Raw genomic sequence first — 25,901 nt, forward strand, 5'->3', positions numbered from 1 at the left:
GAAATGGAACGACGAAGAAGGCTATATTGTTAGTAGAGTATAATGCAGAATAACAACGCGACAACAGATACAATGAACAAGCAAACAGTGTTTTTGACCACGCCGACAGGGGGGGCTTTGCCCATCTCCGACGCTTCGGCAGCGGGCCGTCAGGAGGGTTTGCCGCTCGACGAAAACTGGCGTAAGCGAATTGCTACCCAATCCATTCCGGCGCAGGTGTTCCTGAATCACTTCTTTGCCATGGATTACCATATTCAGCATCAGAACGACCTGGACGACCTGACCCGCTTCCCAATTTTTATCGATTTCAAAGGGGGCGTATCGGAAGAAGGCCGCAAGTCGCTCGAGAAGCTGTTGCTCAACAGTTGGAGTGCCGAGTATGCCCTGCGTATCACGCCCGTGGTGAGTGCTGGATCGGCCGGGGCGGAGGAGTATCTGCAAAGTTCGCTGCACTGGACTTTCCCGCAGGCCTACTACAGTATTCTGTTTAGTGCCCGGGCGTTTCTGGCCGTGCAGGGCATTCAAGTGAGTAACGAAGAGCTGATTCGGAAGCGGATTGGCAACATGGTGGTGCGTGGCTATTACCCGGCTTCGGTAGGGTACTACGCGCTCGGGCCACTCAATAATTACAGCATCCGTCGCCTGCCCATGGCCAAGTTTAAGCCTGATTTGGGTTTACCCTCGCGGGCCGGGGCAGCACAGGCTGAGTTGGGTCAGTTTCTGAAAACCACGCGCGACGGCCGCATCAAAGCCCTGCGCAATGCGATTCAGAATAACCCCAAAACCGCCTTGCGGAGCCCGCGTACGGGTGAGGTGTTGCAGAAGTTCGGGGTGGAACAATACAAAACCCTGGCCCGGCAGATTGGCTACACCACGTATTTCGATATGCTGAGCCGCCTGCGCATCTCGTCGAATAATCGGGAGATTGAGCGGTTTGTTGATTCGGAGATCGATGTGCGGCTGTTTCATCAGAGCCTGGTCAACATAGTGTCGCACGTCAATGCCATTCATGAGGCTTACGTTGCCAAGGCGCTGGGACTCGATGGGTTCCGCCAACTGGTTGCCAAGTTGCCAACCTACTTGCAGGAGGGTTTTCTGCGCGACCGGATACAGGCAGTCATCGAACCCATGTTTAGCGTCAACGGTGGGTCTGAACTAACAGCGGCTGCGTAATCGTGACTTTATTCTCAGTACTGGGGATTGGATGTTAGACACCAGATGTTAGACTTCTCTACAGAATGGTAGTAATTCTAACGTCTAGTGTCTGAATGTCCAGTACTGAAGTCTTTATGCTCAGTACTGGACAAAATGTACAATCGAGCGGTGCTCGGTTGGGCCGATAGGCCAATTTTAGCCTTACGGCTCAGCGAAGCATCGCTTCACTGTACAAATGTGCAATACTGAAGTCTTTATTGAATATTGAAAATAGTTGCTTGAAAGCCAGCTTTTTACAAGGCTGGCTTTTTTGTCGACCGAAAACTAAACTCTGGCCAACGCGATACCAACAGGGTGCTTTGAAATGTGTAATGTTGCTAAACTTTTCCTTTAACCACGTTACAACATGAAAAAAGTAGGACGTATCATCGCGATCGTACTGGGTATACTGGTACTCGTCGTAGGAGCCGGTTTGGCGTATGTGAAGCTGGCTCTCCCCAATGTTGGCCCTCCGCCCGAAATTACCATCCGGGCCGACTCGGCGCAGATTGCCCACGGCAAATATCTGGCGCATCACGTAGCTCTTTGTATGGATTGTCACTCTACCCGCGACTGGACTAAACTCGCCGGGCCTATGGTAGCCGGTACCAACGGTAAAGGGGGCGAGGGCTTTTTGCGCACGATGGGTTTCCCCGGCGACTTTTACGCGCCCAACATTACCCCGGCCCGTCTGAAAGAGTGGACGGATGGAGAGATTTTCCGGGCAGTAACTACGGGTGTGAGCCGCGACGGCCGGGCTCTGTTTCCGGTGATGCCTTACCAGAACTACGCCAAAATGGACCCGCAGGATATTCGCGACATCATTGCCTATGTCCGCACGCTTGCTCCGATCGAAAATCAGGTGCCTGCTCCCGACCCCGACTTTCCTATGAGCTTCATTATGCACACCATTCCAGCCAAAGCGGAGGGGGGCCAACGTCCCCAACCTACCGATGAGCTGGCGTATGGGAAGTACCTGACCACGATGGCAAGCTGTGGCGACTGCCACACGCCCGTTGACGATAAGGCGCAGCCCCTGCCGGGTATGGAGATGGCGGGTGGCCGTGAGTTTCCGATGCCTACGGGTACGGTGCGGTCTATGAACCTGACCCCCGATGAGACGGGTATCAAAGCCCTGACGAAAGAAGCCTTTGTGGCCCGGTTTAAGGCGCACGACCATGCCGGAGCGGAAAACATCCGGGTAGGCGACGACGAGTTTAACTCGCTCATGCCCTGGACAATGTACGCCGGTATGTCGGAGCAGGATCTGGGTGCTATTTACACGTATCTGGCTTCGCTCAAGCCGATCAAACACAAAGTGGAGCGGTTTACGCCCCGGTCTAAACTGATGGCAAGCCGGTAAGAGAAAGAAGCTCAGAAACAGGCGAGAGGAGGCCAATTCGGTTCGGAGAATCGGGTTGGCCTCTTTTGTCTACAATCGGTTTAACAAAAAAAAGACCTGCTCAAAAATCTAAGCAGACAGCGGCTGCGTATTAATGGTGTTTAATCTGCAATTAATCATCACCTCAAACCACGAATACGATATGCCTGCTTCTCTATTACAACGGCGCGTATGGGCACTGCCCTTGCTGGCCGCCAGTATGCTGACAGTGTTCTCCTGCAACGCGCCCCAGGAACAAATGAAGCCCAGTTCGACCGGGTTTGATCAGGCTCGCTTGTCGGGCGATCTGATGTTTTACGCCCTGACCGACGGCAACCAACTGCTCCAACTGTCGAGCGGTGCGCCCTCGACCCCGATGGCAACCATCAGCGTAACCGGTCTGATGCCCGGCGACCGTCTGGTATCTATCGACTTCCGTCCGGCTACCGGCCAACTCTACGCCGTGTCGAGTATGAGCCGCATGTACACCATAAACCCGATGACGGGTGCTGCACGGGCTGTTGGCACTGCGCCGTTGACACCCGCTATTGATGGCGATGGCGTAGGTCTTGATTTCAACCCCACTGTTGATCGGATTCGTCTGGTAACCAACAAAGGGCAGGATCTGCGACTCAACCCCGAAACGGGTGCCGTACAGGCAGTGGATGGTGTTATCAATGGCGCTCCCGGAGCCGCTATCTCAGGTGTTGCCTACACCAACAACTTTGCCGGGGCTACTACCACTACGCTGTTTACGATTGATCCGGTCAATGATAAGCTGTACCGGCAAGATCCACCAAACAATGGTACGCAGGTTGAAATCGGGCCACTGGGTGTCGATATCATTGGGTTGAGTGGCTTCGATATTAGCCCGGCAGGTGAGGCTATTGCGGCTCTCGGTCGTACGGGTGCTGGTTCTGAATTGTACGAGATCAACCTCAGCACCGGTCAGGCTACCAAAGTGGGTAATCTGCCCAACATGAGCATTATCGGGTTGGCTATCCCAACGGCACCGGTAGCGTATGCCGTGGATGGCCTGAACCGACTGATGATTTTTAACCCGCTCAACCCCGGTACGCCCATCGTGAAAATGCTGACCGGTCTGCAATCAGGCGAAATGCTCGTGGGTATCGACTTCCGGCCAGCTAATGGTCAGTTGTACGCCATCAGCAGCCGCAGCCAGTTGTACACCATCAACACCTCCAATGGAGCAGTAACCGCCGTTGGCACACCCATCAGCCCGATGCTGACGAGCGTGGATGTCGGCTTTGACTTCAACCCGACCGTCGATCGGATTCGGGTGGTGACGAGCACGGGACAGAACCTCCGGCTTAACCCCGACAACGGTACGGTTGCCGCTATCGACGGTAACCTGAACCCAGGTATGCCCAACGCTACCGGATCGGCTTATACGAACAATTTTGCCGGCGCAACAACTACGGTTCTGTACAACCTGGATGCTGGTTCTGACAAGCTCGTTCGGCAAGATCCTCCCAACGCGGGTGGCCTGGTCGATGTAGGACCGCTGGGCTGGAATATTGAAGGTGCCAACGGGTTTGACATCGGTGGCACGAGCAACACCGCCTATGCTCTGTTGCGGGCAGGTGTGGTTTCGGGCGTGTACCGGATCAACCTCATGACAGGTGCCGCTACGCCGGTGGCAACGTTCCCCTCGCCAGTACAGGCTATGGCGGTTGGCTTAGGCTTCTAACACCTTCTGTCTGTGTGAAATACGAAGAGGGCGCCCAAACGGGTGCCCTCTTCGTATTTTGTGGGTTGAAAAGCCTTTTTGGAGCAGCTGACTGTTTACTTACTCTGATAACCAGGTAGTTTCGAGGTGTTGCGCCAGCTTGATGAGGTCGGTGTAATCGCCGGGCTTTGTAATGAAGTCCGATGCGCCCGACGCGAGGGCCTTAGCCCGCTCCTGTGCGTTGGACGACGTGGTATAAATAATAATCGGGAGCGCATCGAATCGCTTCTCCTGCCGCAATTGACTCAGGGTTTGGAGACCGTTGAGCCGGGCCATGTTGAGGTCAAGCAGCATCAGTTCGGGCAAGCCATCCTGCGCATTCAGGTAAGGCAGCACCTCATCGCCATCCGAAAGAGTGACGACTTTAATGGCTGAATTGGTCTGCTGGAATACGTTGCGGATGAGAAATTGGTCATCCGAGTCGTCATCCACGACAACAACCGTATTTTTCAATAACGTCATAATGTTACGGTAAGATGCTGCCAAAGATACAGCTTTTGGATGACCTAGCCATATTTAGTCTATTTAGCTGGTAAGGCAATAGAGAGCCCGGTAATGCATTTGGGCGGGGTAGTTTAGGGGGCTGGTTGGGCGTATTTCAGTAGGTCTTGGTCATATCGGCCGGAATAACCAGAATGGCATTGGCCAGGCCCGCTTTGTCGGCAGGTAGCTTGTCGATAGGGCTCAACTCGACCGACGAAATCGTGAAAATGCGCAGATTGGGCCGTTGCTGACGTAAATACCAGCTAATTCCCTCAAAATTCTTGGAGTGATAGTCGCCGTTGTAGTGCAGTACGGTTTTGCCTTGCTGCCAGCTTTGGTTGATAAAATGGGCCATCGTGGCATCTTTAATGGCCTGTGCCCGGGCAAAGTTAGCCGCTGCATCAGACGGAGCTGTAGACCCGTGCGGATTGTTGCCGGTAGCCTGTGTGCTGTGAGCCGAACCGCCCATCATGTCGAGCATAGCCTTGTAGCCCGGCAATGTGAGATCGACGGTCAGTGGTAAGGGGGCCAGGAGTTGCTTGTTGGCGGCCGTTACGGTGTCGAGTGCCGCAAGACCCTGGTGCGCTACCAGACTCGCGTACCGGCGGGGGGCATTGGTAGCCACAAACGGGATTTTGTTAGCGCGGGCAAAATCGACAAGGGGGCGGTAATCGGTGGGGTAGTTGGGCCACAACCGGGCCTGTTTGGCAAACTCCTTGTCGGTGGTGCGACCCTGCGCATAGTCGGCGAGGGCCGTTTGGTTGTCAGTTTCAAACATTTCACCACCCAGCACGAGCTGCTCTTTTTTGAGTGCGTACAGATCTTTGGTGAGCTGGAGTTCGAGCCAGTGGCAAATGGGGTTGTTGTGTAGCTCGCCAAACAGAACCACATCGGCCTCGGCCGCCTGTTTGAGCAGCTTGCTGTACGAAATAGCCTTACCCTGTTGGCTGTATAACTGATAGGCTGGCCGGTCGGGGGCCGTCATGGCCGTCAGAAAGGCACAACCGATACTGAACAGCGTGTAAAAAAATGGCTTCTTCATGAGGTAAGGCAGTATCGGTTCAATCTGTGGGATGTAGGACAAGTTCATTACGGCAGATTTACCCAAAAAGTTTTCCTGACAGGATTACAGGATAAACAGGGGATTCTTAGGACTGAATAAATCCTGTTTATCCTGTAATCCTGTCAGGAAAAGAAACTTGTCTTACACCCCAATCCAGGTTACAGCTCCCGAATCCAGATGTTCCGGAAAGCGGTTGGGTTACCGTGGTCTTGCAGACGGATGGGGCCTTTGCCGTGAGCTTTCACATCGGGGAAACCAATGTAGGGTGTACCTCCGCGAATGGCCGTGTGGTTCTGCACCAATACGCCATTGAGCAGTACGGTAATGTAGCCGGGCTCCGACATCAGCCCTGATTTGCTGAACCGGGGGGCCTGATAAATGATGTCGTAGGTTTGCCACTCGCCGGGCTTACGGCTGGGGTTGGCCATCGGAATCGCCTGCTTGTAGATAGAGCCTACCTGACCGTTTACGTAGGTTGGGTTCTCGTAGTTGTCGAGTACCTGCAACTCGTAGCGGTCTTGCATAAAGATACCGCTGTTGCCCCGGCCCTGTCCTTTGCCTTCAACAACGGCGGGCGTCCGAAACTCGATGTGCAACTGATAATCGCCAAACTCCTGCTTGGTCTGTACGTCGCCCGTGCCTTTGGCCACAATCATGGCGCCTTCGGCCAGGGTCCATTTGGGGGCCGACTTGTCTTTGGTCGATACCCAATTATCGAAGTTTTTGCCGTCGAAGAGCACAATGGCATCCGAGGGGGCGGTCAGGCCCGACGCGTTGGGCGAGCTGGTACCGGGCGTTACGATCGGGGGAACGGGTTCCCAGATCTCCGACGATTCGGGCGTTTGCTTATTCGGTTGAAGTTGCCCGAAGGCGATGCTGGCCACGGCCAGATTTAGGAACAAAAACGAGCTTGTCTTTTTCATGGAGCAATTAATTCACTTATATAACTACTCAAAAATAACGGAGAAAGGCGGTTTTTACCCATGCAATCGGGTGCATCTGGGTGTAATCTGACCTATATGGCCAAAATGAGCTATCTTTAAGCTCCCAATTTCCCTTTTTGTTTACGGCATGAACCCTTTGTTCTCTCTGCCCCGGTTGTTGTTCAACGCCGGGCTATTGGCCCTGAGCGGATCGGTAATGGCCCAGCCGCCAGCCTCCCGCTCCGTATCTGTTCCACTCACCGACCTAAGCGCCTTTCAGAAAACCTCGGCCAACTGGCGCATCGTAGGCGACGCTTCGGCCAGCCTGACGCAGGCCAACACCCTCAGCACGCAGCCCGGCACGGGTGTATTGGCTAATGTGCCGCCGGCTAAGTTCGAAAACGGCCAACCCTACAATATCCAGACGGTACAGGAGTTTGGCGATATTGACCTGGAGCTCGACTACATGATGGCGAAGGGCTCAAACTCGGGCGTGTACCTGCAAGGCCGCTACGAGGTACAGTTGCTCGATAGCTGGGGCGTTCGGATGCCGAAAGCCGGCGACAATGGCTCGATCTACGAACGCTGGGACGAGAGCCGCCCCGAGGGCAGCAAGGGCTACGAAGGCCACCCCGCCCGGCAAAACGCCAGCCGTGCGCCGGGTTTGTGGCAGCATCTGAAAATTTCGTTTCAGGCTCCTCGCTTCGACGCGTCGGGTAAGAAAACCGAAAACGCAAAAATCGTTCGGCTGGAGCTGAACGGTGTACTCATCCACGAAAACGTGAACCTGAGCGGCCCTACCCGCGGCCCCATTGCCAACAACGAAAAACCAACCGGCCCGCTCTTTATTCAGGGCGATCACGGCCCGGTGGCTTTCCGAAACATCCAGATTACAACCTATGGCCGCCCCCGCCCTGAGCTGACCAACCTCAACTACGAGGTGTACAAGGGTAAGTTTGAGCAGGAGCCTGCCTATGGCAAACTGCCGCCCGAAGCCAAAGGGCCCACGAGCGACTTGTCGCCGTTTGTGACGACGCTGAACAACGAGTTTCTGGTGCGTTATACCGGTACGCTCAAGGTGCAGGAAGCGGGCGAATACCGGTTTAACCTCGGGGTGCCGGGTGGCGGTGGCGTGTTGCGTATCAACAACAAGCCTGTAATTGCCAAAGCCGACTGGCGCGGTAACGGCCGGGTGGAGCTACCCGCCGGTGAAATGCCATTTGAGCTGATTTACAGCAAATTTGTGGATTGGGCGAAACCAAATATTGGCCTGGCCGTATCGGGCCCCGGTATTCGGGAGTATTCGCTCACGAGCCCGATTGCCGACGAAGAATCGACGGACCCGATTATCGTTGAAGCACCGACCAACACCCTGCTCCGCTCGTTCATGGATCTGCCCGGCGTACCCGCTACGGGCCTGATGGGCCAGAACAACCGGGGCGCTTACCGCGTTACGCACGCCGTTTCGGTAGGTTCGCCGGAGCAGGTACACTACACTTACGACCTCGACAACGGCTCGGTGGTACAGGTATGGCGCGGTACGTTTCTCGACACCACACCGATGTGGAACGACCGGGGCGATGGCTCGTCGCGCCCAACGGGTATGGTGCAGCGGTTTGGTCGCCCGGCCCTGATGCTGGCCCCACTGGCTACGGATCAGGTTGCCTGGCCAACCGATACCACGGGTAGCCGGTTCCGGCCCAAAGGGTATATGCTCGACGATCAGGACCGGCCTACGTTCCGGTACACCTCGTTTGGCGCGACCGTGCAGGATCAGTTGCGTGTGCTCGACAATAGCCACGGCCTGCGCCGGGAGCTGACGGTGCAAAATGCTGCTACTCCGCTGTATGCCCGGTTGGTAACGGGGACCGCCATTCGTCCGCTCGAAAATGGTCTGTACATGGTCGATGGGCAGGTTTATGTCCGTATCGACAATGCCGAGGGAGCCGTGCCGGTAGTGCGCAGCAGCAACGGTAAGCAGGAACTCATTGTGCCGGTTAAATCAAAACTCACGTACTCTATTCTTTTTTAAGCAGCCATGAATCGCATTCAATCATATCTTTTGGGGCTTGGTCTGCTGGCGTCGGCAACGGTGCCGGTACTGGCGCAGGAATCGCCCAAAGAAGAGGACTTTTTCAAAATTGTGAAGGTATCGGCCCCCGAGGGTACCTTGCTCGAAGTGGGTGGACTTACCGTATTGCCCAACGGAGATTTGGGCGTAGCTACGCGTCGGGGCGATGTCTGGATCGTTGAAAACCCGACGAGCCGGAAGCCTTATTTCCGCAAGTTTGCCACCGGTCTGCACGAAATTCTGGGTCTGGCCTACAAAAACGGCGCTCTCTACTGTGCGCAGCGGGGCGAACTGACCAAGATGGTCGACACGAACAAAGACGGGAAGGCCGATTTGTTCGAGACGGTCTATGCCTGGCCGCTGTCGGGTCATTACCACGAATATAGCTTCGGGCCTAAAATTGCGCCCGACGGTAGCTTCTTCGTGACGGGCAACGTGGCCTTTGGCGACGAAGAGTGGTGGCGGGGCGAAAGCCGTGTCCCCTGGCGTGGCTGGACCATGAAAATTTCGGAAGACGGTAGGCTGGAGCCCTGGGCAACCGGGATGCGCTCTCCGTGCGGTCTGGGTATGATCGATGGCGAATTGTTTTACGCTGATAACCAAGGTGACTGGCACGGATCGGGCGGTATTATTCACGTGAATAAAGGGGCCTTTGCCGGCCACCCGGCTGGTCTGAAATGGACCAATATGCCCGGTTCACCGCTGCAGTTGACTACCGAGCAACTGTACGCCCGGGTAGACCCACGTCAGAACAAAAATGCCGCTGGCCGGTATATCAAGCCCGAAAACGTAGTCAACGAAACCCCTACGTTGCTGTATGAAGTAAAGAAAAACGTGCCGCAGGTAAAGCTGCCGGCCGTATGGCTGCCCCACGGTATCCTGGGTATCTCGAACTCCGAGATTCTGGAAATCCCGAAAGGCAACTTTGGTCCGTTTGAAGGGCAACTGCTTGTGGGCGATCAGGGCATGAGCAAAATCTCGCGTGTGTTCATGGAAAAAGTGAACGGTGAGTTTCAGGGCGCGGCTTTCGATTTCCGTAACGGTTTCCAGTCGGGCGTACTGCGTATGGCCTGGGCACCCGATGGCTCCCTGTTTGTGGGCGAAACCAACCGGGGTTGGGGCTCGGCCGGTACGGCTAACGAAGGCTTACAGCGCTTAGTCTGGAATAACCGCGTACCGTTTGAGATGCGTGCCGTGCGTGCCATGCCCGATGGGTTCGAGGTGGAGTTTACCAAGCCTGTTGACCGGGCCTCGGCCGAAGACCTGGCGTCGTACAAGGTAGAGAGCTTTATTTACAAGTATCAGCCGGTGTACGGTAGCCCCACCATCAACAAGGAAACGCACGGGCTGAAAGGTGTCAAAGTGTCGGCCGATGGGCTCAAGGCGCGTCTGATTGTTGATAATCTGCGTCAGAACTACATCCATCAGCTCACCATCGATGGGGTACGCGCCGTTGAGGGTTCACACTCGCTTGTACACCCCATTGCGTACTACACGCTCAACAACATCCCGGAAGGTAGTAAACTGGCCCTGACGGAAGCGAGCACGCGTAATTCGGCCACGGCTCCGGCTAAGAAACCTGCAGCAGCACCGGCTACCAAAACCGGCGTAAAAACAGGGGCTGCCAAGCCGGCCATTAAAGGCGCTACGGCGGCTGTTGCAGCCGCACCGACCTACGACGAGGTGAAGGGCTTGCTGGCGCGGCACACGTGTCTGGCTTGCCATAATACCGAAAAGCGGCAGGTAGGACCGGCGTACCGGGCTGTTGCCAAGCGGGGTTATACCAACGATCAGATCGTCGACCTGATTTACAATCCGAAGCCGCAAAACTGGCCTGATTATGCTACCGAGATGCCGCCTATGCCGCAGGTGCCCAAGGCCGACGCGCAGAAAATAGCGGCTTGGATTAACTCGCTGGCACCGGCTGCCAATACCAAAGCGGCCGAAAAACCATAACTGAACAGAAGTACCGATTAAATTATCTGAGCGAACAGAGGCTGATTTAAAGGCAGATGCGACTTGAAAGGGCTTCTGTTCGCTCAAATTGATAAAATCTGTGCTTCTTTTTTCTTGACAAAGCCGTCGGGTATTCTTATCTTTGCAGTCTCAAAACGGTGATTGTAGCTCAGTTGGTTAGAGCGTCGGATTGTGGTTCCGAAGGTCGCGGGTTCGAGCCCCGTCTTTCACCCTACCGAAAGCCCCCTCGCAAGACGGGGCTTTTTTGTTGCATTTCATCCCAACTTTCCCCTGCATCAGGCAGTTTAGTGGGTATGTTTACCGCCGTATCTGTTACCGATCAAACGCACCAACGCATTGTTACTGTTATGGCACTGGCTTACATAGCTGGTGTAATTGGGCTTCAATTGCCCGCTCTGGTGCCCTATTTTCAGCCTCTTTCTCCGCTGAATCTGGTTGTTTCACTCATTTTACTCTTGTTGTATCATACCGACTGGCGTCGGTCGTTTATCTTTTTTGCCTTGCTGGCCATTGGGGTTGGTTATGGTATTGAGGTGGTGGGGGTGCATACCGGACTGGTGTTCGGTGAGTATGCGTACGGGGCTGGCCTGGGGCCGCACCTGTGGGCGGTGCCACCCGTAATCGGGCTCAACTGGCTCATGCTGGTGTACTGCTGCGGTTCGGTTTGTAATCCGATCAGAATGCACTGGCTGCTCAAAGCGGCTTTGGCGGCCTCCATGATGGTGGGGCTCGACTACTTTATCGAACCCGTAGCGGTTCAGCTCGATTTCTGGAGCTGGTTTGGGCAGGATATTCCACTCCAGAATTACGTAGCCTGGTGGTTGGTTTCCTTTGGCCTATTTGTGGTTTGGTTTGCGTTGCCGTTCCGAAAGGAGAATCGGCTGGCTCCCTGGCTACTGGGGTTTCAGTTCCTGTTCTTCCTGGGACATAGTCTCTTATTTTGGATTTGATAGCAACAAATCGGCTTGTCTATAGGTTTTATTCATAAAAGCAAGCATGGGTAAAAATTTTTAGGTATATACGTTTTGGACACTCCATTCATAGCGGCTAAATTGTGCAACATTTTGCATTTCACGTTTGTAGCTATACGTTCACTTGCTTTTTCTTTGAATTTTTCAGCTGACTTCACGTTGTAATTGATTCGCCCATGAGCAACTACTCAATAAAAGATTTAGAACAGCTCTCGGGTATCAAAGCGCACACGCTTCGAATCTGGGAACAGCGGTATAATATCATTTCGCCCAAGCGGACCGATACCAATATCCGCACGTACGACGACCAGGACCTGAAGCTGGTCCTGAATATTTCGCTGTTGAAAGATCACGGTTACAAAATCTCCGACATTTCTAAGATGTCGGTGGAAGAAATGTACCGCGAAGTGATCAAGATTTCGGATCGGCAACTGAATTACCCCGACCAAATCCATGCGCTAACGATCTCGATGATCGACCTCGATGAAGAGCGGTTTGAGAAAATCATTAGCACCAATATTTTGCAGTTCGGCTTCGAGAACTCGATGATTCACATCATCTATCCGTTCCTGAGCCGGATTGGTACACTTTGGGTGACGGGCTCTATCGGCCCTGCGCAGGAGCATTTTATCACGAACCTCATTCGCCAGAAAATCATTGTGGCGATTGACGGGCAGGTGAGTAAGCAGCGTCCCGACGGCAAAAAATATCTCCTGTTCCTGCCCGAAGGCGAGCTACACGAGATCAGTCTGTTGTTTGCCAACTACATTATTCGGGCGCGCTATAACAAGGTGATTTATCTGGGGCAGACGCTGCCTTTTAATGAGCTGGTGTTTGCCTATAATGTGCACAAGCCTGATTATGTGTTCACGGCGATTACCTCGGTACCGTCGAACAGCGATGTGCAGCCGTTTGTGAACCGGCTCATCGACACCTTCCCCGAAAGCCATATTTTGCTGACGGGTTATCAGGTAGTAGGGCAGGACATCGAAACCGGCGACCGGGCTACGATTATCAATAACATTGAAGATCTGATTCGGTTGGCGAGTACGTAAGCCCCCGCGAACCACAAAAACGAAAAACCCGCTCAGAAGGCGGGTTTTTCGTTTTTGCTAGTTCACCACGTTGGTGGGTGAGCCGGCGGCAAAGGCTTTTATATTCTCAATAGTAAGCTGAAGCAACCGGGTGCGCGCTTCAAAACTGGCCCAGGCAATATGCGGAGTGATGATGCAGTTCTGGGCCGTGAGTAGGGGATTATCGGCCGAGGGTGGCTCTACCGACAGCACATCGATACCGGCTCCTGCCAACACGCCCGTGTTAAGGGCTTCGGCCAAGTCGGCCTCGTTGACAAGGGCACCCCGGCTCGTGTTGAGCAAAAACGCCGACGGCTTCATTTGTTTCAGCAACTCGGCGTTTACAAATCCCTTGTTTTCCGGTGTAGCCGGGCAGTGCAGTGACACTACATCGCTCTGAGCAAACAAGGTTGGAATGTCAACGTACTGCACGCCATCGCCCGCGTCGGGGTGGCGCTTATTCACGAGGATATTCATACCCATCGCCCGGCCAATGTCGGCTACTTTCCGGCCAATATCACCGTAGCCCACAAGGCCCAGCGTTTTGCCCGCCAACTCAATCAGAGGGCTTTTGGCGTACGAGAAATCGGGGCAGCGTACCCAGTCGCCCGCGTGTACGCTGTCGTTGTGCCGACCCACGTGCAGGGTGAGTTCGAGGAGCAGCGCGAAGGTGAGTTGCGCCACCGAATAGGTGCTGTAGCCGCGCACGTTGGTTACGGTGATACCCAGCTCGCGGGCGGCCGCCACATCAATAATGTCGAAGCCAGTGGCGGTTACGCCAATGTAGCGCAGGTTTGGTAACTGACTCAGCAACTCGCGGTTCATCCGGATTTTATTGACCAGGATCACGTCGGCATGGTGAGCCCGTTCGAGGAGCTGCTCGGGAGCGGTGCGGTCGTAGAGTTGCACATTGCCTAATGCGTGGAGCGGAGCCCAGTCGAGGTCGCCGGGGTTGAGGGTGTAGGCATCCAGATACACTATGGTCATCGGGGAGGGGAGTTATTTCAGGCCAAACAAAAGCCGCGTGATTCGGAAGGGGCGGATAAGGAACCAATACAACCCCACCGACATCAGCAGCGATGCAAAGCTAATCACCAGAAAGCCATCGTAAACGCCCAGAGTGGTTTGCAACGCCCAATATCCGATCAAAACAATAATGGTTTGGTGCAGAATATAAAACGGATAAACAGCCTCGGTGAGGTGGGGCAACACGGGGTGATTGGTGTTGAGGTACCGGTATCCGTAGGCTACCGTAGCCAGTACCGAAAACCAGGTGAGCCCAAGTGAATTAAAGCTAAACAAGGTGCGCAACAGGGCCGATTCTTCGAGGGTTTGCTCGCCCACATACGCCCGTACTGTATAGAGAATGACTGTACAAACGAGCGTAGCCACCCCAAAAATATGCCGGTCGTTGGCGATCGTTTGCCAGAATGCCCGGCGACTAATCAGGAGAAAGCCACCCCAGAACAAAAGCAGATTTTTCATGAAATAGGCCCAGTCGTCGATGAGGGCGTGCGTCTCATCAGGAAAGAAGCCCCCCAGCGCGAGGTCGTTTAGTAGCAGCGGAACAACACCCCACAGGGCTCCGCCCGGCCGCGCAATGAGCCGACCTACCCAGTTGGTGAAGCGTTGGCCGCGCTCGGTTTTCAACCACCGAAAAACCGGAATACTCACCACCGAATACAAAAACAGGTACGCAATAAACCACAAATGATGCCAGCTGAAAGCTCCGCCAGTGCCGCCGTCTTCGTAGGGTTGAAACCGGAACACTTCGGGATAAAAATCGGTGTAGCTACCACTGAACCGCTGCCGAAACAGCCACTCGATGTAAATCTGCGGGGGGACAATCACAAACATGCCGAACACAAGCGGGACAAACAGTCGACGGAATCGCTCCCCGGCGTAGGCTCCGTACGACCGGCGTTGCAGGGCGAAGAAGGTGCCCGCCCCCGAGATGAAAAACAGGAGGGGCATACGCCAGCGGTGCAGCCAACGCATCACCTCTTCTATGGGCGCGCTGTGCGCGCTGCTTTTGATGTGCCAGCCCCACGACACGTAAATCATGCCGGTATGGTAAAACAACAGAATAACAATGGCGATGATACGGAGCCAGTCGAGGTCATACCGGCGGGTGGGGGCGAAGGTTTCGCGGGGCGGGGCTTGTACGTCGGGTTGCATAAACGTCTGTCGGATTAGATGCCCCAAAAGTGGCCTCTTACCCGGCCAGATGTACTATGTTCCGATCATGACGAAGTTCGTGCCGACCGGAACGAAGCCGGCGTTTGGCCCGTAATCCGCTTAAAAGCCGTATGAAAGGCGGAGGGCGCATTGTACCCCACCCGCTCGGCAATCTCGTCGATTTTCAGGTGGCTCGTGTCGGGGTGGTTCAGGAGCCGCTGGGCCTCGGCAATCCGATGGGTAGCCAGCCAGTCGAAAAAGGTTTGCCCCAGCTGATCGTTAAGAACCTGCGAAACGTAATGGGGCGATGTGCCCAGCCGCTCGGCCAGTTTCGACAGTGACAGGTCATTGTCCAGATACGGCTTTTGTGTTTGGGTAAGGTGCGTGAGCCGGGCCAGAATGGCTTCCTTCTGCTCGTTGGTAAGGGCCGATTTTTCGTATTTTTTTCGGCTTTCGACCGGGGGCTCGGGCGCGGTAGGCAACGTTTCGGGCATAGGGACCAGCGGTGCCTGATGGTCGCGGAAGAAGTCGGAGCCGCGCATGACCAGAAAACTGGTCACGTAAATGATCAGGGTAAGATAACTGGCCAGAATATGGTCGCCGAGGTCTTCGGGGAACCGGGTTTTGGTGATGACAATCAGGAGTGGAAACAGGCTGTTGAGTACCACCAGGCTCCGAAGTGTACGGAGCGAAGGGTCGGCGTCGGGGCTCCAGATAGAGCCGTACCGGGTCTGATACGCTCGGTAAACAACCCGAATCGACAGGGCTGAGTAGACGAGGCAACTCAGCAGAGTAAGCTCGTTGATATAGTTGCGCAGGCCCGTGAAATCGTCAGTTTGGTAAGGTTCCGACGGTACGTAAGGGAGTTCGGGATGCCAGGCGCTGATGTACGAATTGTAAAAAAATGTCTCGGGCTGGTAGAGCCAGGTCACGGCATTGACAAGCCATACTGCGAACGGAATCAGGTGCCAGCCCCAGCGCTGGGGTAGTTGGCTGTGGAGCCGCCCAAACACGAAGAAGTAAAAAAGCGGCCCGATAATGAAGTTGAACGGCTCGGCCGAGTCGATCAGGGGCAGCGTTCGGAACATGTAATTGGTGTATTCGAGCCACATCTCGGTCTGCATGGCGGCCGTGGCCAGCATGAGCAGCCCCAAACACAGATTGGATACCGACTGCCGCCGGTGACCCGTCAGAAAAAACACTCCCAGAAACAGGGCCTGTGCTATACCCAGCAAAATGACGAGGGCATACAGGTCGAAATGTAAGGGGAGGGTTTGCATGGGTTGCCTGAGAGACTAAACGATTTGTCCCTAAAGTTCGAAAAAAAGGGCCGACGAACCCGCCGACCCTTTCGCGAAAATCAATTTAACCTACTTTATCGAATCTCCATCTCGAACGGCAGACGGGCCTGAACCCCTTCCATCGTTTTCAGTTTGCGGAGGTACGTCACGTATGGGGCCAACTCGCCCAGTTGCGCGTTAAACTGCGCCTGTTCTTCGTCGTTCATTGAGCTGAGCAGCTTTTCTACGAAGTCTTTCTTACGCGGTACGTACTTAATTTTATAGTCGTCGCTGTCGAGCTTGGCGGTTTTGGCGGCCAGCTTAATGGCGTCTTCCAAGCCACCCAGCTCGTCGACCAGCCCATTTGCTTTAGCCTGCGTACCCGTCCAGACCCGACCGCTGGCAATAGCCCGAACGCTATCAATTGGCAGTTTGCGGCCAGTGGCTACTTTGCCCGTGAAGGTGCGGTAAATTCGTTCGGTGCTTTGTTGCAGCGTCTGTTTCTGGAACGGCGACATCTCGTGCGTGAGCGAAGGGAAGTCAGCGTTGGTGTTGGTCAGCACCCGGTCGTAGGTTACGCCCAGCTTGTCCTTGAAGAAATTCTCGGTATTGAATAGCAGCGAGAACACCCCGATAGAGCCCGTAATGGTGTTGGGCTGAGCCAGAATTTTGGTGCACCCCATCAGCATGTAATAACCCCCCGAGGCCGCATAGTCGGACATGGAGCCGATCACGGGCTTCACTTTGCGGGCCAGTTCCACCTCGCGCTGCATTACATCCGAAGCCAGGGCGCTACCACCGCCCGAGTTTACCCGGATCACAATGGCCTTCACTTTATCGTCGAGCCGTGCCTTGCGGAGTTCTTCGGCTACCGTCTCCGAACCAATGGCGTTGTCGTCGCTTTTACCCGAGTTGATATCGCCCGAAGCAATAATGACGGCAATCCGATTTTTACTTGAGTTTTCGTCGTCCTCAGAAGGCACCGCATCGTTGTATTTCCCCAGCGAGATATAGTCAATTTTCTTGCGGTCGGCCACGCCAATTTGCTTCCGAATCAGGTCTTCTACTTCGTCCTGGTAGCCCACGTTCGTAATCAGTTTGCGTTTCAGAGCATCGCCGGGGGTCTGAATGGTCAGGTTATCGGCAAAGCGTTGCAGGGAGTCGGCACGGAGGCCCCGGCTCATGGCAATGTTGGCTACCATGTGGTTGTTGATCGACGACAGGAACGACTTCACCTGCAAGCGGTTGGGGTCGCTCATATTTTCGCGGGTAAATGGCTCCACGGCGCTTTTAAAGTCGCCCACTTTGAACACTTCGGGCTTGATGCCCAGTTTGTCGAGGGTGCCTTTAAAGAAGGTCAGTTCGGCATCCAGTCCGTTCCATTCGATGGCTCCGGCTGGATTGATGTAGATTTTGTCGGCTACCGAGGCCAGATAATAGCCTTTCTCGGTCATCACCTCGCTATAGGCATACACAAACTTTTTCGACTTTTTGAAGTCGATCAGGGCGTTCCGAATTTCTTCGACGGTGGCCCAGCCAGCCTGCGGATATTGCGATTCGAGGTAAATGCCCTTGATGTCGTCGTCGGTTTTGGCTTTTTCCAGAGCCTCCCGAATGTCGATCAGGCCGATCACATCACCTTCCGAATTGAAGGGACCACCGATGCCATCGAACGGATTATCGACGCTTTGCTCCCGAATGGGGCTATCGAGGTTGAGCCGTAGCACCGAGTTTGACTTGACAATGGTTTTATTGCCCGACGACAAAGCCGCGCTCATGCCGATCAGCAGCAGAAATCCGACTAAGCTAAAAAGCAACAGGCCGACGATAGTGGCGAGTACGTATTTCAAAAATTGGCGCATGAATGAAAAATCGATTCGTATCAGAGTACTTACAATAAACAAACTTACGCAGCGATTTGCACCCCAACGGGCGAAAAATGTTGAGTGCGCCTATTTGGGGATTAATGGCCGAGAAGCGGCCGGGAGTGGAAACCCGCCCGCACCCGTTGCTGCTCAGGTGCGGGCGCTTACTTATGAGGAATAGATGACTATCAGGGTGTTTCTTCGGCGCGGCCGCTGAGCATCTGAAAGAGTTGGCTGCCATCGCCGTAGAAAAGGTCGCCAATGCGCCATTGGCCGTTTTCTTTTTCGAGTAGGTAAGTAAGCTCCTGTTTTTCACCGAAGTTGGTAAACGTAACCAGCACCTCGGCCCCGTCGCCGTCAACTTCAGGCTGATGAATCACAAAGTTTTTAATATCCATATCCTGCGCATTGTACAGCGGATCGGCCGAGAGCAGGCCCACGTCGCCGGTTTGGGCGGATAGCACAGCATCGTCCCAGATCAGGTCGGCCATTTCTTTCACAAAGAAGCGGTCAATCAGGGCGCGATCTTTATTCTGAAAAAAAGGACTCTTGCCCGCTTTGTGAGTCTGGTACAGTGCCCGGATGAGGGCGTCGGGGGTGTTTTCGGAGGTTGTAGCCGTCAGAGCGGTTTGGTGTACGGCTACCGCAGTTTGCGGGGCTGGCCTGGTTTGGGCAGAAGCTTCTTGCTGGGCCTGATGGGTAGTGCAGCCCAGCAAAGCCATTGAGCCAACCAAAACAAGGTGGGTAAACGGGTTTACCATGAGGAAGTGGGTTTAACTGGCTGAAAGATAGCCTTTTTTTAGGGATTGCCCGTTCTGGGGTACGGTGCGGGGCATCGGCATGGCCCTGTTCTAGCCGGGACCGTTGCCTAACTTGTCTATGTTTTCTTGTATGAATGCTATTGCTTTCATTTGTTGCTCTGTTGCTCAGCAGATTCCCCTCTATACGTCTGAATAAGCATTTTTTGCCAGTTCAAAGACAATTGTATAGCGTAAGTTGAATAGAGAACGGGCTTCCCATTGGCTAACTATCCTTACCGAGCCGACATGTGTATATTGTTAGATACAGAAAAGTACTCAAACTTTACACCTCTCAACGTTAGTTAATCCATATGAAAGAAGGCCTCCTTGGAGCTGCTGTGCTGAGCGCTGCCCTCCTCCTGGTTGCCGCCCTCCAAAAAGCCCTGATTTATCTCGATCTTGAGATTTTGCCAGGTGAGGAGTTGTCGGCCGCGAAATACGTTATTTACACCTTTGCCGCCACTGCTTACCTGGCTAAAGCCGGAGATTTCCTATTAAAACGAAAACGGACCCTGATCGATACGGGGAGTCCGACCTCTTCCCCCATTTTTAGACGGATGAATGAGGACCGTCGACATTGACGCTCCCTGCCCGTGCTCTTCGCCGGGCCGTCTTACTCTCTGTTCGTATAAAGCACGCCGTTAGACCCGCTCTCTGCCTGTCTGACCCCGTTTAGTATCCATATCTATAGGCATACCCTGTTTATAGGCCACTTTCTTTTTCCATTCGCTATTAAGACTGAGGCTTCGGTCTCTACTCGTATGCATTCACCTTATTTAAGCTTCCGGCTGAGGGGGGCAGTACGGTCGGGCGTGCAATCGCTCATGCTGTGCGGTACGTTGGGCTTTTCTGCACAGGCGCAGTCTATCAATCAATTGTCGGCGGGCAACACAGGCCAACTGCAGGATAGTGGGCTCGGGTTGCCACGTCCCACAACTACAACCGACGACGACCTGCCGGCCAAACCTGACACCATTCCGGTGCGGGCACACCTGTTGCAGGCCGAAGCGGGTGTACTGGCTTCCTCAACCGATCAGATTCCGTACTGGCTTCAGACCAATCAGTTTGGGATTATTCCGAAAACAGGCCCGGCGGGTTTGCTCATCGGTACGGCCCAGTCGGACTATCGGTACCCGCAAAGTCCTCAGCGCCGGAAACTCGACTGGGGGTATGGTGTGCAAGTGGTCGGGCAGGGCGCGGCCGAGAGTCGGTTGCTCGTGGCCGAAGCGTACGGTAAAGTCCGGGTGGGTGTGCTTGAGCTCTGGGCAGGTCGGCGGAAACAGGTAGTGGGGCTGGCCGATAGTCGACTCTCATCGGGGTCGTTTATCTGGTCGGGTAATACCCTGCCCATTCCGCGCGTCGAACTGGCTATTCCTGAATATTGGCCACTTGGTTTTACCAATGGCTGGGTGTCGGTGAAAGGGTCGTTTTCGCACGGGTGGTTTGGCCGGGGCGAGTACGTTCGCGATTCGTACCTGCACCAGAAAGCCATTTACGTACGACTGGGCAAGCCACGGTCCTTGTTTCGGGTGTATGGCGCCTTCACGCATCAGGCCCAATGGGGCGGGTATGCGCGGTTTCTGGAGCGCGACCCTACGAGTTCGTTTGAAGGACAATTGGCCGACAGCTTTGTGGCGTACATGAACGTGGTGCTACCCCTCAAAACTGATGCCCTCAAGAACCGGGCTAAGTTTACCACATTTGACCAGAACCGGGTGGGCGATCACCGGGGCTCGGCCGAGGTGGGGCTGGAGCTTCAGTTGCCGCATGGTTCGCTGTTTCATTATCAGCAGCACTTTTACGATCTGGGTCGTAAGCTGTATAATTTCCGCAATATCGAAGACGGTCTCTACGGGTTGCGTTATGTGAGTAAGCGCCCCCGCGCATTGCTGAATGAGGCTGTTCTGGAGCTGTTTAACTCGGGTAATCAGGGCGTGTACCAGTTCGGGCGTTACCTTGGGGGCGAGCCGGAGCAGTACTTTATTAATGGGCAGTACCCCGAGGGCTGGTCGTATCAGGGCCGGACCATTGGCACGCCCCTCATCAGCCAAACATCCGACACGAACCCTGACTTGCCTTCGATTCCGTTTTCGGGTTACACGCTCGATAACCAACTCATCAGTGGGCGGTTCGGGATCAATAACTACCGGGTTTGGGCCTTACACACGGGCTTATCGGGTAACCTGAGCCGGTGGTGGGGCTACCAGACCAAGGTAACGTTCAGCCGAAATTACGGTACGTTCCCGGCCGCCTTTCCGGCCAATACAAATCAGGTATCGGGCTTAGTTTCGGTGACTCGTACACTGCGTGGGGCTGCGGGCTCTACGCTGCTGGTATCGGTCGGTTACGATCAGGGGAAGCTGCTCCGACACCCCAATCAGGTCGGTGCTTACGTTGGCTGGCGCAAAACGTGGTCAGCTTTATCGCGCTAAACAGGTAGGATTCATTTAACTCAACGAACGAAAATCAGAGAAATCATGCTGTGCTCATCACCCCTTCAGAAACCCATGCTGGCTGGCAAAGACCAATCGGCTTACTTACGGATTCCGGGCTACAAAAACCGGCTCACTGTCGATCAGATCGTCTGGGTACAGGGCGACGGTAACTACTGCCGGATTCACCTGGTCAATGGCCGCCAGATTATGATCAGCCAAACCCTCAAAGTAATGGAAGGAATACTGCCGCAGCTAACCCGCATTCATAAATCCTCGATGGTCAACCCCGGCCATGTGCAGGACATTCATACCCTGCCCGGCCACCATACGGGCTCTGTTCGGCTCACGGGCGGGGTTGAGCTATCGGTGGCCCGGCGTCGGCTCGACGGGGTGATGGCGTTGTTTCGGCAACCTCAAATGGCCTGACCGGATTATCTAACCCCTCAAAAAAAGCCGCCGACTGGACCAGTCGGCGGCTTTTGCATTCAAACACCTTTGCTGTTTAGATGGCGAGCTCGGCATAATCTTTCAGCGAAGCCTCAATTACCTGCTGAGCCTCTTCGCGGCCGTAGACGTTGGTAATTTCGGTATGCGCTTTTTCGCCGGGCAGGTTCTTGTAGGTCAGGAAGTAGTGCTGCAACCGCTTGGTAACGGCGGGCGGCAGGTCGGTCAGGTCGTCGTACTGGCCATACATGGCATCACCCTTCAGTACGGCAATGATTTTGTCGTCGGCTTCGCCCTTATCGATCAGGCGGAACCCACCAATCGGGATGGCTTGCAGGATGATGTCGCCGTGGGTAATTTCGCGCTCGGTCAGCACGCAGATGTCGATGGGGTCGCCATCGCCTTTCTCAACGGTGCGACCGGCTTTTTCAGAGGCCAGTTTGGCAATGTGCTCTCCGCAATAGGTCTGTGGAATGAATCCGTACAGGGCCGGAATCACGTTGGAGTATTGTTGCGGACGATCGATTTTGAGGTAACCGGTTTCTTTATCGATTTCGTACTTAACTGTATCCGTTGGTACAATTTCAATGAAGGCCGTGACGATCTCAGGGGCTTTCTCGCCCACTGGAATACCATGCCAGGGATGGGCCTTATAGCTTTGCTTCATACAAAAATAAACTATTTACACTTCCTCTTTAAACGTTTTCTAATCCGTTATTGTCTTTGCATAAAGAATGTAGTTTTTGTATTTTTAGGAGAAAATGACCGTTGTGTCGTCTATGCACAGAAAATTTTACCCCCATTCGTTCGTTTTTTTTCTGATTGTTGCCGGAACGGTCACCCTGTCGGCGGCTTTCACGATGGACCCCACACCCGCTCGCAATTCGGTTTCGCTTCGCCCATCGGTGGCTAAAGTGTTTGGCCGGATCAACAGCGACATTCTGAAAAACGGCCGGGCCTACGAGACCCTTGCCGATGCCAGCAACCAAATCGGGCACCGCCTGACCGGCAGCCCCAACGGTGCCCGAGCCGAGCAGTACGCCTACGAGCTGCTGCGGTCGTACGGATTTAAGGAAGTGCGCTACGAACCCTTCGAGGTAGAGTCGTGGATGCGCGACACTGTCACCTTGGCCGTTGTACCCAACAAGAGCGATAATTTCCGGGATGTGAAAGTGGTTTCGCTAGCGCACTCGCCCGTAGAAGCCCACATCCGGGGCGAAATTGTGGATGTTGGTAATGGCCTTGAAGGTGATTTTGTTGCCCTCAAAGACAAAATCAAAGGCAAGGTAGCCCTCATCAACATCGGCCTGAGTGGGGCCAAAGGGGCCCGGAACCTGCACCGCTCCGAAAAAACCGCCCTCGCTATTCAGTACGGAGCCATCGGGGTAATCATGGTCAATCTGGTGCCAGGCAATGTGCTGCTCACCGGAACGGCCTCGGTGACGGGGAAACTCATCCCGATTCCGGCGGTTTGTATCTCGTACGAAAGCGGAATGGCCCTCCGGCAGTGGATGGCCGAAGAAGCCAAAGACCGGCTTCATGCGGTAATCGATATGACCAACGTGAGCCGGAAAATCAAAGCCCGCAACGTGGTGGCTACGTTGCCTGGTAGCGACTTCCCGAACGAGAAAATCGTGATTGGCGGCCACCTGGATTCGTGGGATCTGGCCACCGGAGCCATCGACAACGGCATTGGGTCGTTTTCGGTGCTCGATATTGCCCGTACGTTTCGCAAGCTGAAACTGAAACCCCGGCGCACCATTGAGTTTGTTATGTTTATGGGCGAAGAGCAGGGCCTGCTTGGCTCGCGCGCTATGGCCGAAGACCTCAAACGGCGCGGCCAACTCGATAACGTCCGGTACGTGATGAACCTCGACATGACCAACGACCCGACCGGTATCAATGCCTTCGGACGCGACGATATGCTGTCGTTTTTCAAGGCTGTGGGCGAAACTATTCAGCAGGTGGAGCCCGCTTTTCAGAACCAGATGACCAATCAGGCCGGGTTGCACTCTGACCATCAGCCGTTTATGGTTGAGGGTGTGCCCATTGTGGGCATGAACGGGCATCTGACCAAAGAGGTGCTCGATTGTTACCACGCCAACTGCGACCGGATTAACCTCGTCAACCGCGATCAGATGCAGAATACCGTTCGTTATTCAGCTATGGTGCTGTACGCCCTGGCCGACGCCGACGCCATTCCGACCCGTCGTTTCGACGATACCAAAACCCGCGATTTTCTTATTGCGCAGGGCTTACGAACGCCCTTGCAGATTGCTAATGAATGGCGCTGGAAAGAATAGTCGGGTGGGGGCATGGTCGGTAAAAGGTCATGCCCCCACTCGTCTTGTTTCCGGCCAAACCGTAACTGATACGAAACTATGCTTTCCAAAACCTTTGGCGCGGCTGTTTACGGCGTCAATGCGAGTCTGATTACCATCGAAGTCGTGGTGGCGCAGGGGTTAGGTTTTAACCTCGTGGGCCTGCCCGACAGTGCCGTGAAGGAAAGTGAGCACCGGGTTGAGGCCTCGCTCAAATCGTCGGGGTTCAAAATGCCCCGGCAAAAAGTGGTGGTCAACCTGGCCCCGGCCGATGTGCGCAAAGAGGGCTCGGCCTACGATCTGCCCATTGCCCTCTGCGTGTTGCAGGCATCCGAGCAAATCACAACGGAGAAAAACCTGACCGATTACGTAATTATGGGCGAGCTCTCGCTCGATGGGCGGCTGCGGCCCATCAAGGGTGTGTTACCCATTGCGATTGAGGCCCGCAAGCAAGGGTATAAAGGATTTGTGCTGCCCATGGAAAATGCGCACGAGGCCGCTATTGTCAATAACATTGATATTATCGGGGTGGAAACGATGCTCGAGGCCGTCGAGTTTTTCGAAGGCAAAAAAGACATCAAACCCCTCGTAACCGATACCCGCGACCTGTTTTACAATACGCTCAACAGCTACGAGGTTGATTTCTCGCACGTGCAGGGGCAGGAAAACATCAAACGGGCTATGGAAATTGCCGCTGCCGGTGGGCATAATGTGATTATGATTGGCCCGCCGGGAGCTGGTAAAACTATGTTAGCCAAGCGGTTGCCAACCATTTTGCCCCCTTTGACTTTACAGGAGGCTCTGGAGACGACAAAGATTCATTCGGTGGCTGGTAAGCTGGGCAACAAGGCTTCATTGATCTCAACCCGGCCGTACCGAGCTCCGCATCATACTATTTCCGATGCGGCTCTGGTAGGTGGAGGGAGTTTTCCGCAGCCCGGCGAAATATCCTTGGCGCACAATGGCGTCCTGTTTCTCGATGAGCTGCCCGAGTTCAAACGGACGGCCCTGGAGGTGATGCGCCAACCACTCGAAGAGCGTCGGGTGAGCATCTCACGGGCGCGCTGGGCGGTTGAGTTTCCGGCCAACTTTATGCTCATCGCCAGTATGAACCCTTGCCCCTGTGGCTACTACAATCACCCCGAAAAAGAGTGCGTGTGTGGCCCCGGCGTGGTGCAACGGTATCTGAATAAAGTAAGCGGCCCCCTGCTCGACCGAATTGATCTGCACGTGGAGGTAACGCCCGTTTCGTTCGACCAAATGACGGCTAACCGCCCGGCCGAAACGAGCGAGGCTATTCGGGAGCGGGTCATTCGCGCCCGCGAAACCCAAACCAAACGGTTTGCCGACGATGAGGGCGTGTACTGCAACGCCATGATGCCCTCGCAACTGGTCAAAAGTATTTGTGTGATCAACGATGCAGGTCGGATGCTGCTCAAAACGGCGATGGAACGGCTGGGCCTTTCGGCGCGGGCCTACGACCGGATTCTGAAAGTATCGCGCACGATTGCCGATCTGGCGGGCTCCGAAGAAATCAAAATTGAGCATCTGGCCGAAGCCATTCAGTACCGTAGCCTGGATCGGGAAAACTGGGCTGGATGATGGCCCGCCATAAAATGCACATTGCATAGTACTCAGAGCATGGCTCAATCGGGTAGTTAAGTGTAGGTACTAATTGGCCAAAGCACCGAC

General features: G+C 54.5%; 21 protein-coding genes and 1 tRNA gene. 13 read left to right on the forward strand and 9 right to left on the reverse strand.

Annotation, left to right across the window (positions count from 1 at the left end):
• Window positions 1–93 precede the first annotated feature (93 nt).
• The 3 genes from F5984_RS00070 to F5984_RS00080 all read left to right on the forward strand — a co-directional run bounded on the left by F5984_RS00070 (window position 94) and on the right by F5984_RS00080 (window position 4,286).
• A complete protein-coding gene (locus tag F5984_RS00070) occupies window positions 94–1,173 on the forward strand; it encodes a hypothetical protein (protein WP_394367381.1) in 1,080 nt (359 codons plus the stop codon).
• Window positions 1,174–1,561: 388 nt separating this feature from the next.
• Entirely contained in the window at window positions 1,562–2,557 is a 996-nt protein-coding gene (locus tag F5984_RS00075; RefSeq protein ID WP_152121671.1) for a c-type cytochrome, read from the forward strand.
• A 181-nt stretch (window positions 2,558–2,738) separates the two neighbouring features.
• Window positions 2,739–4,286, forward strand: a complete 1,548-nt coding sequence (locus F5984_RS00080; protein WP_246168736.1) for a DUF4394 domain-containing protein — start codon at window positions 2,739–2,741, stop codon at window positions 4,284–4,286.
• A gap of 99 nt (window positions 4,287–4,385) precedes the next feature.
• On the opposite strand, the gene F5984_RS00085 is transcribed toward F5984_RS00080, so the two are convergent.
• The 3 genes from F5984_RS00085 to F5984_RS00095 form a co-directional block, all read right to left on the reverse strand.
• Window positions 4,386–4,787, reverse strand: coding sequence for a response regulator (locus tag F5984_RS00085; protein WP_152121675.1), 402 nt, complete (start codon window positions 4,785–4,787; stop codon window positions 4,386–4,388).
• 136 nt (window positions 4,788–4,923) lie between these two features.
• A complete protein-coding gene (locus F5984_RS00090) occupies window positions 4,924–5,850 on the reverse strand; it encodes a ChaN family lipoprotein (protein WP_394367370.1) in 927 nt (308 codons plus the stop codon).
• 179 nt (window positions 5,851–6,029) lie between these two features.
• A complete protein-coding gene (locus F5984_RS00095; RefSeq protein ID WP_152121677.1) occupies window positions 6,030–6,794 on the reverse strand; it encodes a 3-keto-disaccharide hydrolase in 765 nt (254 codons plus the stop codon).
• Window positions 6,795–6,942: 148 nt separating this feature from the next.
• On the opposite strand from F5984_RS00095, the gene F5984_RS00100 reads away from it, so the two are divergent.
• The 5 genes from F5984_RS00100 to F5984_RS00120 all read left to right on the forward strand — a co-directional run bounded on the left by F5984_RS00100 (window position 6,943) and on the right by F5984_RS00120 (window position 12,868).
• Window positions 6,943–8,826 carry a 3-keto-disaccharide hydrolase gene (locus F5984_RS00100; RefSeq protein WP_152121678.1) on the forward strand — a complete coding sequence of 628 codons (1,884 nt, stop codon included), beginning with the start codon at window positions 6,943–6,945 and terminating at the stop codon, window positions 8,824–8,826.
• 6 nt (window positions 8,827–8,832) lie between these two features.
• Window positions 8,833–10,821, forward strand: coding sequence for a c-type cytochrome (locus F5984_RS00105; protein ID WP_152121679.1), 1,989 nt, complete (start codon window positions 8,833–8,835; stop codon window positions 10,819–10,821).
• 157 nt (window positions 10,822–10,978) lie between these two features.
• Window positions 10,979–11,054 (forward strand) — tRNA-His (locus F5984_RS00110).
• A gap of 135 nt (window positions 11,055–11,189) precedes the next feature.
• Window positions 11,190–11,792, forward strand: a complete 603-nt coding sequence (locus F5984_RS00115; protein ID WP_185155373.1) for a carotenoid biosynthesis protein — start codon at window positions 11,190–11,192, stop codon at window positions 11,790–11,792.
• Between the two features lie 197 nt (window positions 11,793–11,989).
• The gene (locus tag F5984_RS00120; RefSeq protein ID WP_019988159.1) at window positions 11,990–12,868 is read left to right on the forward strand and encodes a MerR family transcriptional regulator; all 879 of its coding nucleotides are present in this window, start codon (window positions 11,990–11,992) and stop codon (window positions 12,866–12,868) included.
• Window positions 12,869–12,925: 57 nt separating this feature from the next.
• Here the strand turns inward: F5984_RS00120 and F5984_RS00125 are convergent, their stop codons facing one another.
• The 5 genes from F5984_RS00125 to F5984_RS00145 form a co-directional block, all read right to left on the reverse strand.
• The gene (locus tag F5984_RS00125) at window positions 12,926–13,873 is read right to left on the reverse strand and encodes a D-2-hydroxyacid dehydrogenase (protein WP_152121683.1); all 948 of its coding nucleotides are present in this window, start codon (window positions 13,871–13,873) and stop codon (window positions 12,926–12,928) included.
• 12 nt (window positions 13,874–13,885) lie between these two features.
• Window positions 13,886–15,064 carry an acyltransferase family protein gene (locus F5984_RS00130; protein ID WP_152121685.1) on the reverse strand — a complete coding sequence of 393 codons (1,179 nt, stop codon included), beginning with the start codon at window positions 15,062–15,064 and terminating at the stop codon, window positions 13,886–13,888.
• A gap of 65 nt (window positions 15,065–15,129) precedes the next feature.
• Window positions 15,130–16,344, reverse strand: coding sequence for a helix-turn-helix domain-containing protein (locus F5984_RS00135; RefSeq protein ID WP_152121687.1), 1,215 nt, complete (start codon window positions 16,342–16,344; stop codon window positions 15,130–15,132).
• 95 nt (window positions 16,345–16,439) lie between these two features.
• The gene (sppA, locus tag F5984_RS00140; protein ID WP_152121688.1) at window positions 16,440–18,206 is read right to left on the reverse strand and encodes a signal peptide peptidase SppA; all 1,767 of its coding nucleotides are present in this window, start codon (window positions 18,204–18,206) and stop codon (window positions 16,440–16,442) included.
• Between the two features lie 191 nt (window positions 18,207–18,397).
• A complete protein-coding gene (locus F5984_RS00145) occupies window positions 18,398–18,970 on the reverse strand; it encodes a DUF3828 domain-containing protein (RefSeq protein ID WP_152121690.1) in 573 nt (190 codons plus the stop codon).
• A gap of 350 nt (window positions 18,971–19,320) precedes the next feature.
• Here F5984_RS00145 and F5984_RS00150 point away from each other — a divergent pair, with 350 nt between their 5' ends.
• The 3 genes from F5984_RS00150 (at window position 19,321) to F5984_RS00160 (ending at window position 21,870) form a co-directional block, all read left to right on the forward strand.
• Entirely contained in the window at window positions 19,321–19,590 is a 270-nt protein-coding gene (locus F5984_RS00150; protein WP_152121692.1) for a hypothetical protein, read from the forward strand.
• Window positions 19,591–19,770: 180 nt separating this feature from the next.
• Window positions 19,771–21,441: a capsule assembly Wzi family protein gene (locus F5984_RS00155; RefSeq protein WP_246168738.1), complete on the forward strand. Its 1,671-nt coding sequence runs from the start codon at window positions 19,771–19,773 to the stop codon at window positions 21,439–21,441.
• Between the two features lie 45 nt (window positions 21,442–21,486).
• Window positions 21,487–21,870: a LytR/AlgR family response regulator transcription factor gene (locus F5984_RS00160; protein WP_152121694.1), complete on the forward strand. Its 384-nt coding sequence runs from the start codon at window positions 21,487–21,489 to the stop codon at window positions 21,868–21,870.
• 76 nt (window positions 21,871–21,946) lie between these two features.
• On the opposite strand, the gene F5984_RS00165 is transcribed toward F5984_RS00160, so the two are convergent.
• On the reverse strand, window positions 21,947–22,555 hold the full coding sequence (locus F5984_RS00165; protein ID WP_152121697.1) for an inorganic pyrophosphatase: 609 nt from the start codon (window positions 22,553–22,555) through the stop codon (window positions 21,947–21,949).
• A gap of 112 nt (window positions 22,556–22,667) precedes the next feature.
• Here F5984_RS00165 and F5984_RS00170 point away from each other — a divergent pair, with 112 nt between their 5' ends.
• Window positions 22,668–24,191 carry a M20/M25/M40 family metallo-hydrolase gene (locus tag F5984_RS00170; RefSeq protein WP_394367371.1) on the forward strand — a complete coding sequence of 508 codons (1,524 nt, stop codon included), beginning with the start codon at window positions 22,668–22,670 and terminating at the stop codon, window positions 24,189–24,191.
• A gap of 78 nt (window positions 24,192–24,269) precedes the next feature.
• Window positions 24,270–25,811: a YifB family Mg chelatase-like AAA ATPase gene (locus F5984_RS00175; protein WP_152121701.1), complete on the forward strand. Its 1,542-nt coding sequence runs from the start codon at window positions 24,270–24,272 to the stop codon at window positions 25,809–25,811.
• Window positions 25,812–25,901 lie beyond the last annotated feature (90 nt).

The sequence above is a fragment of the Rudanella paleaurantiibacter genome, from assembly GCF_009184635.1.
Taxonomy (GTDB): Bacteria; Bacteroidota; Bacteroidia; order Cytophagales; family Spirosomataceae; genus Rudanella; species Rudanella paleaurantiibacter.

Excerpts from the sequence above, each read along its gene's own strand:
- F5984_RS00075 (WP_152121671.1), top strand. The coding sequence starts at position 1,562 with ATGAAAAAAGTAGGACGTATCATCGCGATCGTACTGGGTATACTGGTA.
- F5984_RS00080 (WP_246168736.1), top strand. The coding sequence starts at position 2,739 with ATGCCTGCTTCTCTATTACAACGGCGCGTATGGGCACTGCCCTTGCTG.
- F5984_RS00085 (WP_152121675.1), bottom strand. The coding sequence starts at position 4,787 with ATGACGTTATTGAAAAATACGGTTGTTGTCGTGGATGACGACTCGGAT.
- F5984_RS00090 (WP_394367370.1), bottom strand. The coding sequence starts at position 5,850 with ATGAAGAAGCCATTTTTTTACACGCTGTTCAGTATCGGTTGTGCCTTT.
- F5984_RS00095 (WP_152121677.1), bottom strand. The coding sequence starts at position 6,794 with ATGAAAAAGACAAGCTCGTTTTTGTTCCTAAATCTGGCCGTGGCCAGC.
- F5984_RS00100 (WP_152121678.1), top strand. The coding sequence starts at position 6,943 with ATGAACCCTTTGTTCTCTCTGCCCCGGTTGTTGTTCAACGCCGGGCTA.
- F5984_RS00105 (WP_152121679.1), top strand. The coding sequence starts at position 8,833 with ATGAATCGCATTCAATCATATCTTTTGGGGCTTGGTCTGCTGGCGTCG.
- F5984_RS00115 (WP_185155373.1), top strand. The coding sequence starts at position 11,190 with ATGGCACTGGCTTACATAGCTGGTGTAATTGGGCTTCAATTGCCCGCT.
- F5984_RS00120 (WP_019988159.1), top strand. The coding sequence starts at position 11,990 with ATGAGCAACTACTCAATAAAAGATTTAGAACAGCTCTCGGGTATCAAA.
- F5984_RS00125 (WP_152121683.1), bottom strand. The coding sequence starts at position 13,873 with ATGACCATAGTGTATCTGGATGCCTACACCCTCAACCCCGGCGACCTC.
- F5984_RS00130 (WP_152121685.1), bottom strand. The coding sequence starts at position 15,064 with ATGCAACCCGACGTACAAGCCCCGCCCCGCGAAACCTTCGCCCCCACC.
- F5984_RS00135 (WP_152121687.1), bottom strand. The coding sequence starts at position 16,344 with ATGCAAACCCTCCCCTTACATTTCGACCTGTATGCCCTCGTCATTTTG.
- sppA (WP_152121688.1), bottom strand. The coding sequence starts at position 18,206 with ATGCGCCAATTTTTGAAATACGTACTCGCCACTATCGTCGGCCTGTTG.
- F5984_RS00145 (WP_152121690.1), bottom strand. The coding sequence starts at position 18,970 with ATGGTAAACCCGTTTACCCACCTTGTTTTGGTTGGCTCAATGGCTTTG.
- F5984_RS00150 (WP_152121692.1), top strand. The coding sequence starts at position 19,321 with ATGAAAGAAGGCCTCCTTGGAGCTGCTGTGCTGAGCGCTGCCCTCCTC.
- F5984_RS00155 (WP_246168738.1), top strand. The coding sequence starts at position 19,771 with ATGCATTCACCTTATTTAAGCTTCCGGCTGAGGGGGGCAGTACGGTCG.
- F5984_RS00160 (WP_152121694.1), top strand. The coding sequence starts at position 21,487 with ATGCTGTGCTCATCACCCCTTCAGAAACCCATGCTGGCTGGCAAAGAC.
- F5984_RS00165 (WP_152121697.1), bottom strand. The coding sequence starts at position 22,555 with ATGAAGCAAAGCTATAAGGCCCATCCCTGGCATGGTATTCCAGTGGGC.
- F5984_RS00170 (WP_394367371.1), top strand. The coding sequence starts at position 22,668 with ATGCACAGAAAATTTTACCCCCATTCGTTCGTTTTTTTTCTGATTGTT.
- F5984_RS00175 (WP_152121701.1), top strand. The coding sequence starts at position 24,270 with ATGCTTTCCAAAACCTTTGGCGCGGCTGTTTACGGCGTCAATGCGAGT.